Source organism: Pseudomonas chlororaphis, from assembly GCA_001023535.1.
GTDB classification, from domain to species: Bacteria; Pseudomonadota; Gammaproteobacteria; order Pseudomonadales; family Pseudomonadaceae; genus Aquipseudomonas; species Aquipseudomonas chlororaphis_E.
The window spans coordinates 2,559,289-2,572,617 of the sequence record CP011020.1; the positions used below are offsets into that span (position 1 = coordinate 2,559,289).

Sequence of the window (13,329 nt, forward strand, 5' to 3'; positions counted from 1 at the left end):
TGAACGCCGCCGCCCCAATGTGGGAGCGGGCTTGCCCGCGAAAGCGGTTTCATCAGCACCCCACCCCTTAAGCCGAACCCAAAAAAAACGCCAACCCAACGGTTGGCGTTTTTTCTTGCCGCTTGCAGCTAGAACCTCAACGCGGCCTCACTCGGGCTTGCGGCGCCCGAAGCCTGGACGCTGTCCCGAACCGGCCGGTGCCCCACGACGCTTGCCCGAAGGCGCGTCACGGTCCACCAGCGCGATGCCAGGGCGCTTCTTCGGCGCCGGCTTGGCTGGACGCTTGGTGTCGGCCGGGCGATCGGCAACTGGGGTGCCACGACCTGCCGGAGCACTGCGGCCTTCGCCGCGCTCGGCCCGACCGTTAGCCGGACGCGGGCTGCGTGGGCCGCGCTCGCCATCCTGGCGAGGCGCCGGTTTGCGCGCCGGACGCTCGCCTTCGATCTGCGGCTCGCGCGAAGGACGCGGGCCAGGCGCCGCACCTTCGACTGGCGGACGCAGGGTGCGCACGCGTTCGGTCTTGGCCATCGGCCGCGAGGACTTGCGCTGCATCCGCTCCAGCTTGTCCTTGCTCTTGGCGGTCATCTGCGGCATTGCCACGGGCGTGAGGCCCACTTCGGCAGCCAGGATGTCGACTTCGTACTGGCTCATTTCACGCCAGCGGCCCATCGGCAGGTCGGAGTTGAGGAACACCGGGCCAAAACGCACGCGCTTCAGGCGACTGACCACCAGCCCCTGGGATTCCCACAAGCGGCGCACTTCACGGTTACGGCCCTCCATCACCACGCAGTGGTACCAATGGTTGAAACCTTCACCGCCGGGCGCCTGCTTGATGTCGGTGAAACGCGCCGGGCCGTCTTCCAGCACGACGCCGGCCTTCAGGCGCTCGATCATCTCGTCATCGACTTCGCCCCGTACACGCACGGCGTATTCGCGGTCCATTTCGTAGGACGGGTGCATCAAGCGGTTGGCCAGCTCGCCGTCGGTGGTGAACATCAGCAAGCCGGTGGTGTTGATGTCGAGGCGACCGATGTTGATCCAGCGACCTTCCTTGGGACGCGGCATCTTGTCGAACACGGTCGGACGGCCTTCCGGGTCGTCACGGGTGCAGATCTCACCGTCGGGCTTGTTGTACATGATCACGCGGCGCACCGTTTCGGCGGCCTCTTCGCGCTTGATCACCTTGCCATCGATGGTGATGGCGTCATGCATGTCGACACGCAGGCCCAAGGTGGCGTCTTTGCCGTTGACCTTGATGCGGCCCTGAGTGATCCAGGTTTCCACGTCACGGCGCGAACCGACGCCGATACGGGCGAGGACTTTCTGCAGTTTCTCGCCGGCTGGACGGATTTCCTGGCTGTCGTTCTGGTCTTGGTCTTTCATTCTGGGCACCTCCCGGTGTGGTCGGCCAGGCGTGGCCTGACGCGTTGAAAACAGGTCCATGGCGAAGGGATCGCCAAAGGGTCGCGAATCATACGCTCGTTGAGACGTTTGCGCATCAGAGACTAGCTGATCAATGCAGGCCCGGCGCGTTTTCCGCCGATCGGTGATAACGCCGCACCCTCCAATGTGGGAGCGGGCTTGCTCGCGATAGCGTCATTACCCTCACCCTCTTCGTTGACTGACCCACCGCTATCGCGAGCAAGCTCGCTCCCACAAGGGTTCTGTGGGTATTCGGACCCCATGAACACTGAAGATCAATTGTGGGAGCGAGCTTGCTCGCGATGGCGGAGGTCTAATCACCAAAAAATCGGATCAGTCGTCGAACTCGCGCCGTTCGTTTTCGATCGCTTCAGCCAGGGCGCGGGCTTCGGCTTCTTCGTCGCTCAATTCGAGTTCCGGCGGTTGAAGGGCGGCGACGGCGGCCAGCAGTTTTTCCCGGGCTTCGGCCACGCCGAGGATGTCTTCTTCCGGCTCTGGCTCTGGCTCAGGTTCCGACTCGCTGTCAGGCTCAGGCAACTCATCCGTCTCGCCTTCAGGCCCCGGGCCCTCGCGCAGCAGGTCGTCGAAATCGGTCTTCAGGCCCTCCTCCATGGTGTCCAGTTCCAGCAGCAATGAGTGGAAACTGGTCTCCTCCTTGGGCTCCTCCGGCTCGGCGCTGGCATCGGCCAGGTCCTGCAGGCCCTGGGGCACAGGTGCATCGTCGAACTCCAGCACCGGCTCAGGCTCGATTTCCCGAAGCTCGGCCAAGGGCGGCAAGTCATCCAGGTTCTTCAGGTTGAAATGATCGAGGAAGGCCTTGGTGGTGGCGAACATCGCCGGTTTGCCCGGCACGTCGCGATAGCCGACCACGCGGATCCACTCCCGCTCTAGCAGCGTCTTGACGATGTGGCTGTTGACCGCCACCCCCCGCACATCCTCGATCTCACCGCGGGTGATGGGCTGGCGATAGGCAATCAGCGCCATGGTTTCGAGCATGGCCCGGGAATAGCGCTGCGGCCGCTCTTCCCACAGGCGCCCGACCCAGGGGGCGAACTTCTCGCGGATCTGCAGGCGATAGCCGGACGCCACTTCCTTGAGCTCGAAGGCCCGTCCCTCGCAGGATTTACCCAGCAGCGCCAGGGCCTTCTTGAACACGGCCGGCTCTGGCCGCTCGCCTTCCTCGAAAAGCTCGAACAGGCGCTCCATCGATTGCGGCTTTCCCGAAGCCAACAGGAAAGCTTCAAGCAAGGGGGCCAGCTCGCGGGGTTCAGTCAGATTCATTGATTTGCTCGTTATTCGGCTCGTGCCCGCACGTGGATCGCTGCGAACGGCTCATTCTGCACCAGCTCGACCAAGGATTCCTTGACCAATTCCAACACCGCCATGAACGTCACCACCACGCCCAGCCGCCCTTCCTCGGCGGTGAACAGCTCGACGAACGGCACGAAGCCGCCGCCTTTAAGCCGCTCCAGCACGTCGCTCATGCGCTCGCGGGTGGACAGCGCTTCGCGGCTGACCTGGTGACTTTCAAACATATCGCCTCGGCGCAGGACCTCGGCCATGGACATCAGCAGCTCTTCCAGGCTGACATCCGGCAACAACTTGCGCGCCCGGGCCTCGGGCGCATCCAGCTTGGGCACCAGCACGTCGCGGCCGACCCGGCTCAAGCCGTCGATGCCTTCCGCCGCCACCTTGAAGCGCTCGTACTCCTGCAAGCGACGGATCAATTCGGCGCGCGGGTCGTCCTCTTCTTCCTCGACCTCGGCCGAACGCGGCAACAGCATCCGCGACTTGATCTCGGCGAGCATGGCCGCCATCACCAGGTACTCGGCCGCCAACTCCAGGCGCACCGACTGCATCAGCTCGACATACCCCATGTACTGGCGGGTGATTTCCGCCACCGGGATGTCGAGGATGTTGATGTTCTGCTTGCGAATCAGGTACAGCAGCAGGTCGAGCGGGCCCTCGAAGGCTTCGAGGAACACTTCCAGCGCGTCCGGCGGAATGTACAGGTCCAGGGGCATTTCCAGGACCGCCTGGCCGTAGACCATGGCGAACGGCAGCTCCTGTTGCGCACCGGCCTGGCTGTCCGCGCTGTCCACAGGGGTTTGCACAGCCGACATTCAGGCCTCGGCCATGAACGGGGCCGGATCGCCGCAGCCGACCCGCACCACCTGCGGCTCGCTGTCGGCCAGGTTGATCACGGTGGACGCCTTCATGCCGCCGAAGCCACCGTCGATGATCAGCTCGACCTGGTGCTCAAGCAACTGGCGAATCTCGTAGGGGTCGGTCATCGGCTCGGTGTCACCGGGCATGATCAGCGTCACGCTCATCAGCGGCTCGCCCAGCTCGGCCAACAGCGCCAGGGCAATGGGGTGGCTCGGCACCCGCAGGCCGATGGTGCGTTTCTTCGGGTGCAGCAAAAGCCGCGGCACTTCCCGCGTGGCGTTGAGAATGAAGGTGTACGGCCCCGGCAGGTGGGCCTTGAGCAGGCGGAAGGTGCCAGTGTCGATCTTGGCGAACAGGCCCAACTGGGACAGGTTGCTGCAGATCAACGCAAAGTTGTGCTTGTCGTCGAGCTGGCGCAGGCGTCGAACCCGTTCGACGGCGTTCTTGTCACCGATCTGGCAACCGATGGCGTAGGCCGAGTCGGTGGGATAGACCACCACGCCACCGCTACGGATGATCTCGACGGCCTGTTTGATCAGGCGCGGTTGCGGGTTTTCCGGATGAATCTGGAAAAATTGACTCACGTGTTCTACCTGTTCAGACGGCGGCGGTAACGGGATCATGTTTGAATCTACACCATAGTGGTGGCAGATCTTCCGGCAACGGGCGATATTCGCCGATCTCGGACCAGCCCCCAGGGCCATGGAAATCACTTCCGGCGCTCACCAGCAAACCGAATTCACGGGCCAGGATCGCCAGGCTGCCGACCTGCTCGGCCGGTTGGTGACCATTGACCACCTCGATGGCATGGCCCCCTGCTTGAATATAGTCGGCAACCAGGCGGCGACGCTTGCTACGGGTGAAATCATAGTGCCACGGATGCGCCAGGCTGACCCAGGCACCCGCCGCTCGCAGGGTCTGGACGGTCTCTTCCAGGGTCGGCCAATGCTGCTTGACGTCTCCCAGCTTGCCGGCCCCCAGCCATTTGCGAAACGCCTCGGCGCGATCCTTGACGAACCCCTCGCGCACCATCCAGTCGGCAAAGTGCGGCCGGGCCGGCGCGTTACCGCTGTCGCCCAGTTCCTGCTGGATCTGCCGGGCGCCCTCCAGCGCACCGGGCATGCCCTTGAGCTCGAGCTTGCGGCTGATCTCCTGCGCCCGCAGCCAGCGGCCGTCGCGCAGTTGCGCAAGGGCCTCGACCAGCGCTGGCGCATTCACATCGAAACCATAGCCCAGCACGTGAATGGTCGCCCCGCCCCAGGTGCAGGACAGCTCGACCCCGTTGACCAGTTGCATGCCCAACGCCGTGGCGGCGTCGCGGGCCTCATCGAGGCCTTCGAGGGTGTCGTGGTCGGTCAGGGCCAGGACTCGCACGCCGTGCTCGAACGCCCGCGCCACCAGAACCGCAGGCGCCAGGGCGCCATCGGAGGCCGTGCTATGGCAGTGCAAATCAACATTCACGAGAGTTTGTTACCTCAAATCAGCTGGCCCTATCGCGGCCAAGGATGTTTGTTATTATGCCGCCACATCCCGCTCCTGGCTGCCACTGTGAAACAATTCATCGATTTCATCCCGCTGCTGCTGTTTTTCGTCGTCTACAAACTTGATCCGCGCAGCGTCGACATCGCTGGTCAATCCTTGACCGTAGGCGGTATCTACAGCGCCACCGCGGTGCTGATCATCAGTTCCCTGGTGGTCTACGGCGCGCTGTTCATCTCCCAGCGCAAGCTGGAAAAGAGCCAGTGGCTGACCCTGATCGCCTGCCTGGTGTTCGGCAGCCTGACCCTGGCCTTCCACAGCGAAACCTTCCTCAAATGGAAAGCCCCGGTGGTCAACTGGCTGTTCGCCCTGGCCTTCATCGGCAGCCACTTCATCGGCGACCGCCTGCTGATCAAGCGCATCATGGGCCACGCCCTGAGCCTGCCGGACGTGATCTGGACCCGGCTGAACATCGCCTGGATCGCCTTCTTCCTGTTCTGCGGGGCCGCCAACCTGTTCGTGGCGTTCACATTCCAGGACTACTGGGTCGACTTCAAGGTCTTCGGCAGCCTGGGCATGACGCTATTGTTCCTGATTGGCCAGGGCATCTACCTGTCCCGTCACTTGCACGATACCGACACCACCACGCCAAACACCGAGGACTGACATGCTCTACGCAATCATTGCCACCGACGTCGCCAACTCCCTGGAAAAACGCCTGGCCACTCGCCCCGCGCACCTTGAGCGCCTGCAACAGCTCACCGCCGAAGGCCGCGTCGTGCTGGCCGGCCCGCATCCGGCCGTAGACAGCAATGACCCGGGCGCCGCCGGTTTCACCGGCAGCCTGACCGTGGCCGAGTTCGACTCCCTCGCCGACGCGCAAGCCTGGGCCGAGGCCGACCCGTTCGTGAAGGCCGGCGTCTACGCCAGCGTCGTGGTCAAGCCGTTCAAGCAAGTCCTGCCGTAAATCCCCCAGGTGCAATGAGCCTGCACGGCTCATTGCGCTCAATTGCTCATTGTTCTCGTTTGCCTGCCGACAACCTGTCTAATCTCGATTGGAATCCAGGAGTTGCAATGCGCAAAGGTCCGTTGTGCCTGTTGTTGGTCACGTTGGCGATCGGGGCCCCCGCCCATGGCGAGGAAAGCACCGAGGGCAGTCATTCGGCGCCCTTGTCCCTGAGCGCCGGTAGCCAGATCGCCGAGCTGCAACAGCGCTTGAAAGACAGCGAGCGCCAGCGTGAAGAACTGAGCAAACAACTGCAAAACGCCGACGGCGAGCGCGAAAGTGCCTTGCTGGGCCGGTTGCGCCAGGAAAACCAGCGCCTGAAACTGCAACTCAAGGAAGCCCAGGCGAGCCCGCTGCCACGGCTGCTGACCGATCAGCAACAATGGTTCGTGATTGGTGCCGGGGTAGCGCTATTGGCCCTGCTCTGCGGTATCTTTGCCAGCGGTGGACGCAGACGACGTCGGCAATGGCTAAATTGAGTGAGTCATGAGCGAGCTGTTACTGATAGATGATGACCAGGAGCTGTGTGAGCTCCTGGTGAGCTGGCTGGGCCAGGAAGGTTTTCAGGTCCGGGCCTGCCACGATGGCCAGAGTGCCCGCAAGGCGCTGGCCGAGGCCTCCCCCGCGGCGGTCGTGCTGGATGTGATGCTGCCCGATGGCAGCGGCCTGGAACTGCTCAAGCAATTGCGCAACGACCACCCGGAATTGCCGGTGGTGATGCTCTCGGCCCGGGGCGAACCGCTGGACCGCATCCTGGGCCTGGAGCTGGGCGCCGACGATTACCTGGCCAAGCCCTGCGACCCACGTGAACTCACCGCCCGCCTGCGCGCCGTGTTGCGTCGCAGCCACCCGACGGCAGTGTCCAGCCAGATCGAACTGGGCGACCTGACCTTCAGCCCGGTACGCGGCGTGGTCAGCATCGACGAACAGGAACAGACCCTCACCGTTTCCGAAAGCCGCCTGCTCGAAGCCTTGCTCAAGCAACCGGGCGAGCCGCTGGACAAGCAGGAACTGGCGCAGATCGCCCTGGGCCGCAAGCTCACCCTCTACGATCGCAGCCTCGACATGCATGTCAGCAACCTGCGCAAGAAAATCGGCCCCCACCCCGACGGCCGCCCGCGCATCGTGGCGCTGCGCAGCCGGGGTTACTACTACAGCCTCTAGAAAATCCCCGATCCCCTGTGGCGAGGGAGCTTGCTCCCGCTGGGCTACGAAGTAGCCCCAAAATCTCACCCTGTGGCCCATCAGGCCAAACACCGTCATTGCATGGGGAGGGCTTCGCCCTCCAGCGGGAGCAAGCTCCCTCGCCACGGGGTTTGTACCGATCGTTTTGTCAGGATCATCCCAAACCGTCTTTACCCAAGCTTTACCCAGCCCTGACCGCCGCTGACCTTGCTCTGCGTAATCTGCACACATCCGGAACTGACCGGGAACGAGACAAGGAGAAACACCATGCGCAAGACCCTTATCGCTCTGATGTTCGCAGCTGCCCTGCCCACCGTTGCCATGGCCATGCCTGAAGGCCCCGGCCCGATGGGCCCGATGGACGGCCCGCGTCACGGTGGCCAGATGCACGACAAAGGCCCGTACAGCCAACTGGACCTGAGCCGCGAACAGCGCCAGCAGATCCGCAAGATCATGGACGAACAACGCCACGAACGCCGCGAGCTGGTAGAAAAGTACCTGGCCAAGTTGTCGCCCGCCGATCAGAAGGCCATGCAGGACGAAATGGCGGCCCGGCATGAAAAAGTCGACGCCCAGATCCGCGGGCTGCTCAAGCCTGAACAACAGAAAGAGTTCGACGCGATCCAGAAGAAACAGGCCGAGCGTCGCGCCGAATGGGCCGAATTCAAGGCCTGGAAAGCGCAACAGCCGCAAAAAGCGCAATAATGCGCTGAAGTCATCCAGCCCAACGGCAAACCGCCGTTGGGCTTTCTTTGTTTTCGAGGATTTACCGTGCGTTCATTGTTCTGGCGCATCCTGGCCAGTTTCTGGCTGGCCATCGCCCTGGTTGCCGGGCTGTCTATTCTCATGGGCCACATGCTGAACCAGGACGCATGGATCCTCAGTCGCCACCCGGGGCTCAACACCCTGGCTGAAGAATGGACGCAAACCTATGAAAGCCAGGGCGAGGACGCCGCGCAGGAGATCCTGCAACAGCGCAAGCGCCAGTACCACATCGACGTCCAGGTGCTCAACGAAAGCGGCGACCCGGTGGTGCGCGGCACCTTCCCGCGTCGCGCCGCGGCGTTCGAGGCCCGGCAGAACAACGACGACCGGCGCCTGCCCTGGCGGCGGCTGACCGACGAATTCACCAGCGCCAAGAGCGGCGACACGTACCTGTTCATCTATCGCATTCCCCACCCCGAACTGGATGCCTGGCACCGTGGAAGCCTGCTCTGGCCCCTCAGTGCCCTGGGAATCGCGCTGGTGGTGCTGACCTTGTTCAGCCTGCTGGTGACGCTCTCCATCACTCGCCCATTGAGCCGCCTGCGGGGCGCAGTGCACGACCTCGGCCAGGCCACCTACCAACAGAACAGCCTGGCCAAGCTGGCCGCCCGGCGAGACGAGTTCGGCGTGCTGGCCACCGACTTCAACCGCATGGGGGCCCGCTTGCAAAGCCTGATCGGCAGCCAGCGGCAACTGTTGCGCGACGTATCCCACGAGTTGCGTTCGCCCCTGGCGCGACTGCGCATTGCCCTGGCGCTGGCGGAACGGGCAAGCCCCGAGGAGCGCGAAAAACTCTGGCCGCGCCTGACCCGCGAATGCGACCGCCTGGAAGCGCTGATCAGTGAAATCCTGGTCCTGGCCCGGGTCGATGCCGACAACGCCAGCGCCGAGGACATCGAGCTGAACAGCCTGTTGGTCAACCTGCAAAAAGATGCGCAGTTGGCGTCGACAGAACAAAGCGTGCAGTTGAACGCTGAGCCGAACCTGAACCTCAAGGGCTGGCCGACCATGATCGAACGGGCCGTGGACAACCTGCTGCGCAACGCCCAGCGCTTCAACCCCGTCGGCCAGCCGATCGAAATGCGCGCGCTGCGCCAGGGGGAGCGGATCATCATCAGCGTGCGTGACCATGGGCCGGGGGTGGAAGCCGAACACCTGGGCCAGTTGGGCGAACCGTTCTACCGCGCGCCCGGGCAGACCGCCGCCGGCCACGGCCTGGGCCTGGCCATCGCCCGCCGCGCCGCCGAGCGTCACGGTGGCGCGCTGGTGCTGGCCAATCACCCTGGGGGCGGCTTCATCGCCAGCCTGGAGCTGCCATTGGTGCCCGGCGCGGTCGTTCAGCCTTAAGCGATTGGCTACGCTGCTCCACACAGGGCCTGCGGCGAACGCGGCGCCCTGTGGGAGCGGGCTCGCTCGCGAAGACACCAGCGCAGCCAGCATCCACGCAACCTGACCCACCGATTTCGCGAGCAAGCCGCCCCCACATGAAACCGTGTCCGTCGCACTGAACCAAACGATAATCCCTCTTATTCAAACTGCCCCGCCCTGTTAGACTCTGCGCCCTCGTTTCATTCATCTCCCAGGTTGCCCGATGCCGTCGTTGCCTCTTCGTCTATGCGCACTGTTCATGGCCCTGGGCCTGAGTGCCTGCGACGATGCCCCGCGTTTTACCCAGGCCGAGCCCGGTGAAGCGCGGTCCGGTGGCGCAGCGACGGTCCGCAAGACCGACCAGAACGCCTTCTCCCTGCCCTCGGCCAACCTGCCGCCGTCGAGACGTGTGGATTTCAGCGTCGGCAACAGCTTCTTCCGCAGCCCCTGGGTGATCGCCCCGTCGACCACCACCGCCCGCGATGGCCTCGGGCCGTTGTTCAACACCAACGCCTGCCAGAACTGCCACATCAAGGACGGTCGCGGTCATCCACCCGCGCCGGACGCCACCACGGCGGTGTCCATGCTGGTGCGCCTGTCGATTCCCGACGCGCCGCCCTACGCCAAGGTCATCGAACAGTTGGGGGTGGTGCCCGAACCGGTCTATGGCGGCCAGTTGCAGGACATGTCCGTGCCCGGCGTGGTGCCCGAAGGCAAGGTGCGGGTCGACTACAGCCCCGTCCCGGTACGCTTCAAGGACGGCACCCTGGTCGAACTGCGCAAGCCCACCCTGCAGATCACCCAGCTCGGCTACGGGCCGATGCACCCGGACACGCGTTTCTCCGCCCGCGTCGCACCGCCGATGATCGGCCTTGGGTTGCTGGAGGCCATCCCCGAGCAAGCCATCCTGGCGAACGCCGAGGCCCAGGCGCAGGCGAAGAACGGCATCGCGGGCCGCCCCAACCAGGTCTGGGACGATGCCCAGCAGAAAACCGTCCTGGGGCGATTCGGCTGGAAGGCCGGGCAACCCAACCTCAACCAGCAGAATGTCCACGCCTTCTCGGGCGACATGGGCCTGACCACCCGCCTGCGTCCCTTCGACGACTGCACCGAACCCCAGGTCGATTGCCGGCGAGCGCCCAATGGCAACGGCCCGGACGGTGAGCCGGAGGTCAGCGACAACATCCTTCGGCTGGTGCTGTTCTACAGCCGCAACCTCGCCGTGCCAGCCCGCCGCGAGGTGAATTCGCCCGACGTGCTGGCGGGCAAGAATCTGTTTTTCCAGGCCGGCTGCCAGTCCTGCCACACACCCAAATACACCACGTCCGCCAATGCGGCCGAGCCGGAGCTGGCCAACCAGGTCATCCGCCCCTACACCGACTTGCTGTTGCACGACATGGGTGAGGGCCTGGCTGACAACCGCAGCGAATTCAAGGCCGGTGGCCGCGACTGGCGCACGCCGCCGTTGTGGGGAATCGGCCTGACCGAAACCGTCAACGGCCATACCCAGTTCCTGCATGACGGGCGCGCCCGCAACCTGCTCGAAGCCGTGCTGTGGCATGGCGGCGAAGCACAAGCGGCGCAGCGCCAGGTTCTATCGTTCGATGCCGGGCAACGCGCCGCGTTGCTGGCCTTCCTGAATTCCCTTTAAACGTATTCTCCGACCACGGGAGCCCGACATGTTCCGTCCCAAGCTGTTGTTCACCAGCCTCGCCGCCCTGGCCCTCGGCGCCTGCTCGCCCCAGGACCCGCAAGCGGTCACCTCGGCGGCCATCGCCAAGCAAGTGATCCTGCCGACCTACAGCCGCTGGGTCGACGCCGACCGGCAGTTGGCGAGCAGCGCCCTGGCGTTCTGCCAAGGCAAGGAAACCCTGGAAACCGCCCGCGCCGATTTCCTCAAGGCGCAAAAAGCCTGGGCCGAGCTGCAACCGCTGCTCATCGGCCCGCTGGCCGAAGGCAACCGTGCCTGGCAGGTCCAGTTCTGGCCGGACAAGAAAAACCTGGTGGGCCGTCAGGTCGAGCAACTGATCAACAGCGAACCGCAGATCGACGCCGCCGGCCTGGCCAAGTCCAGTGTCGTAGTCCAGGGCCTGTCGGCCTACGAGTACCTGCTGTTCGACGCCAAGATCGACATGGCCGACGCCGCGCAAAAGGCCAAGTACTGCCCGTTGCTGATCGCCATCGGCGAACGCCAGAAACAACTGGCCGAAGAGATCCTGTCGCGCTGGAACACCAACGACGGCATGCTCGCCCAGATGAGCAAGTTCCCGAACCAGCGTTACGCCGACTCCCATGAAGCCATCGCCGATCTGCTGCGGGTCCAGGTCACCGCCCTCGACACCCTGAAGAAAAAACTCGGCACGCCAATGGGCCGCCAGAGCAAAGGGGTGCCGCAACCGTTCCAGGCCGACGCCTGGCGCAGCCAGTCCTCGCTGCAAGGCCTGGAAGCCAGCCTGAGCGCGGCCCGGACCGTCTGGGCAGGCGTGGACAACAAGGGTCTGCGCGGCCTGTTGCCCAGCGAGCAGAAGCCACTGGCCGACAAGATCGATGCCGCCTACGATGCCTCACTGAAACTGTTCGCCAGCAGCCAGCGTTCGCTGACCGAAATGCTCAACGACGACGCCGGACGCCAGCAACTCAACGATTTGTACGACAGCCTCAACGTCGTCCACCGCCTGCACGAAGGCGAACTGGCCAAGGCGTTGGGCGTTCAACTGGGCTTCAACGCCAACGACGGTGACTGATCATGCTTCGACGTCAGGCCCTGGCCCTGGGCAGCTTGCTGCTCGGCGCCGTTACCCTGGGTGGCTGGACGCTGTTCAAGCAAAAGGACAAGCAACCGCTGCTGCTTTCGGCGCGGGACGATGGTGATGGCCGGCATTACGCCGTGGGCTATCGACTGGACGGCACTCGGGCGTTCGCCACCCAGGTCGGCCAGCGCTGCCACGACATCATCAACCACCCCACCCGGCCGATCGCCTTGTTCGTCGCCCGTCGCCCAGGCACCGAAAGCTACCTGATCGACCTGCGCGACGGTACGCTGCTGCAAACCGTCACCTCGCTGCCCGACCGGCATTTCTATGGTCACGCAGTGATCCACCGCGGCGGCGAGTGGTTGTACGCCACCGAGAACGATACCCGCGATCCGGGGCGCGGCCTGTTGGGCGTGTACCGATTCGAAGGCGAACGGCTGGTCCACAGCGGCGAAATCCCCACCCACGGCATCGGCCCGCACCAGGTGTCCTGGATGCCCGACGGCGAGACCCTGGTGGTGGCGAACGGTGGCATCCGGACCGAAGCCGAGAGCCGGGTCGAGATGAACCTCGATGCCATGGAACCGAGCCTGGTGCTGATGCAGCGTGACGGCACGCTGCTGAGCAAGGAAACCCTGCCCCAGTCGATGAACAGCGTGCGGCACCTGGGCATCGCCAGCGACGGCACCATCGTTTCCGGCCAGCAGTTCATGGGCGATGCCCACGAGTCTTCGCAACTGGTGGCGATCAAGCGACCGGGCGAGCCGTTCCAGGCCTTCCCGGTGCCCGAGCAGCAATTGCAGGCGATGGGGCACTACACCGCCAGTGTCGCCGTGCACAGCGAGCTGCGCCTGGTAGCCCTGACCGCACCCCGTGGCAACCGTTTCTTCATCTGGGACCTGGACACCGGTGAAGCGCGCCTGGATGCCCCCCTGCCAGACTGCGCGGGCGTGGGCGCCGTGGCCGACGGTTTCGTCGTCACGTCGGGCCAGGGGCGTTGCCGCTACTACGATTGTCGGCAGACACAACTGGTTGCAAAGCCGCTCGATCTGCCCGCGGGGCTCTGGGACAACCATTTGCATCTGGTCTGAAGCCAATGTGCAGCTTACGGGCGCCAAGCGCCCGTAAATCCAGGAATAATCCCACACGACACAGCGCCCATGTCCGTCTGGAAACCCCGCC

At 64.4% G+C, this 13,329-nt stretch carries 14 protein-coding genes; 9 read left to right on the top strand and 5 right to left on the bottom strand.

The window, feature by feature from the left end:
* Nucleotides 1-147: 147 nt before the first annotated feature.
* The 5 genes from VM99_11215 to VM99_11235 all read right to left on the bottom strand — a co-directional run bounded on the left by VM99_11215 (nt 148) and on the right by VM99_11235 (nt 5,052).
* A complete protein-coding gene (locus tag VM99_11215; GenBank protein AKJ98596.1) occupies nt 148-1,383 on the bottom strand; it encodes a pseudouridine synthase in 1,236 nt (411 codons plus the stop codon).
* Between the two features lie 372 nt (nt 1,384-1,755).
* On the bottom strand, nt 1,756-2,703 hold the full coding sequence (locus VM99_11220; GenBank protein AKJ98597.1) for a segregation and condensation protein B: 948 nt from the start codon (nt 2,701-2,703) through the stop codon (nt 1,756-1,758).
* 11 nt (nt 2,704-2,714) lie between these two features.
* Complete coding sequence (locus VM99_11225; protein ID AKJ98598.1) at nt 2,715-3,545, bottom strand: chromosome segregation protein ScpA; 831 nt, start codon at nt 3,543-3,545, stop codon at nt 2,715-2,717.
* Complete coding sequence (locus VM99_11230; GenBank protein AKK01736.1) at nt 3,546-4,175, bottom strand: hypothetical protein; 630 nt, start codon at nt 4,173-4,175, stop codon at nt 3,546-3,548.
* Nucleotides 4,176-4,188: 13 nt separating this feature from the next.
* Nucleotides 4,189-5,052 carry a phosphoesterase gene (locus tag VM99_11235; protein AKJ98599.1) on the bottom strand — a complete coding sequence of 288 codons (864 nt, stop codon included), beginning with the start codon at nt 5,050-5,052 and terminating at the stop codon, nt 4,189-4,191.
* An 87-nt stretch (nt 5,053-5,139) separates the two neighbouring features.
* Between VM99_11235 and VM99_11240 the strand changes: the two genes are divergently transcribed.
* The 9 genes from VM99_11240 to VM99_11280 all read left to right on the top strand — a co-directional run bounded on the left by VM99_11240 (nt 5,140) and on the right by VM99_11280 (nt 13,238).
* On the top strand, nt 5,140-5,736 hold the full coding sequence (locus VM99_11240; GenBank protein AKJ98600.1) for a septation protein A: 597 nt from the start codon (nt 5,140-5,142) through the stop codon (nt 5,734-5,736).
* A 1-nt stretch (nt 5,737) separates the two neighbouring features.
* Nucleotides 5,738-6,037 (top strand): hypothetical protein, encoded by a 300-nt coding sequence (locus tag VM99_11245; protein AKJ98601.1) that lies wholly within the window; start codon nt 5,738-5,740, stop codon nt 6,035-6,037.
* 107 nt (nt 6,038-6,144) lie between these two features.
* Nucleotides 6,145-6,555 carry a translation initiation factor 2 gene (locus VM99_11250; GenBank protein ID AKJ98602.1) on the top strand — a complete coding sequence of 137 codons (411 nt, stop codon included), beginning with the start codon at nt 6,145-6,147 and terminating at the stop codon, nt 6,553-6,555.
* 7 nt (nt 6,556-6,562) lie between these two features.
* Nucleotides 6,563-7,240 (top strand): chemotaxis protein CheY, encoded by a 678-nt coding sequence (locus VM99_11255; GenBank protein AKJ98603.1) that lies wholly within the window; start codon nt 6,563-6,565, stop codon nt 7,238-7,240.
* A 288-nt stretch (nt 7,241-7,528) separates the two neighbouring features.
* Nucleotides 7,529-7,966, top strand: a complete 438-nt coding sequence (locus VM99_11260) for an LTXXQ domain protein (GenBank protein AKJ98604.1) — start codon at nt 7,529-7,531, stop codon at nt 7,964-7,966.
* A 66-nt stretch (nt 7,967-8,032) separates the two neighbouring features.
* Nucleotides 8,033-9,373, top strand: coding sequence for a histidine kinase (locus tag VM99_11265; GenBank protein ID AKJ98605.1), 1,341 nt, complete (start codon nt 8,033-8,035; stop codon nt 9,371-9,373).
* A 244-nt stretch (nt 9,374-9,617) separates the two neighbouring features.
* Entirely contained in the window at nt 9,618-11,045 is a 1,428-nt protein-coding gene (locus VM99_11270) for a thiol oxidoreductase (GenBank protein AKJ98606.1), read from the top strand.
* Between the two features lie 28 nt (nt 11,046-11,073).
* Complete coding sequence (locus tag VM99_11275; protein AKJ98607.1) at nt 11,074-12,138, top strand: imelysin; 1,065 nt, start codon at nt 11,074-11,076, stop codon at nt 12,136-12,138.
* 2 nt (nt 12,139-12,140) lie between these two features.
* Entirely contained in the window at nt 12,141-13,238 is a 1,098-nt protein-coding gene (locus tag VM99_11280; GenBank protein AKJ98608.1) for a lipoprotein, read from the top strand.
* The last annotated feature ends 91 nt before the right edge of the window (nt 13,239-13,329 follow it).

Coding starts and splice junctions, on each gene's coding strand:
- VM99_11215 (AKJ98596.1), bottom strand. CDS start 1,383: ATGAAAGACCAAGACCAGAACGACAGCCAGGAAATCCGTCCAGCCGGC.
- VM99_11220 (AKJ98597.1), bottom strand. CDS start 2,703: ATGAATCTGACTGAACCCCGCGAGCTGGCCCCCTTGCTTGAAGCTTTC.
- VM99_11225 (AKJ98598.1), bottom strand. CDS start 3,545: ATGTCGGCTGTGCAAACCCCTGTGGACAGCGCGGACAGCCAGGCCGGT.
- VM99_11245 (AKJ98601.1), top strand. CDS start 5,738: ATGCTCTACGCAATCATTGCCACCGACGTCGCCAACTCCCTGGAAAAA.
- VM99_11250 (AKJ98602.1), top strand. CDS start 6,145: ATGCGCAAAGGTCCGTTGTGCCTGTTGTTGGTCACGTTGGCGATCGGG.
- VM99_11255 (AKJ98603.1), top strand. CDS start 6,563: ATGAGCGAGCTGTTACTGATAGATGATGACCAGGAGCTGTGTGAGCTC.
- VM99_11260 (AKJ98604.1), top strand. CDS start 7,529: ATGCGCAAGACCCTTATCGCTCTGATGTTCGCAGCTGCCCTGCCCACC.
- VM99_11270 (AKJ98606.1), top strand. CDS start 9,618: ATGCCGTCGTTGCCTCTTCGTCTATGCGCACTGTTCATGGCCCTGGGC.
- VM99_11275 (AKJ98607.1), top strand. CDS start 11,074: ATGTTCCGTCCCAAGCTGTTGTTCACCAGCCTCGCCGCCCTGGCCCTC.
- VM99_11280 (AKJ98608.1), top strand. CDS start 12,141: ATGCTTCGACGTCAGGCCCTGGCCCTGGGCAGCTTGCTGCTCGGCGCC.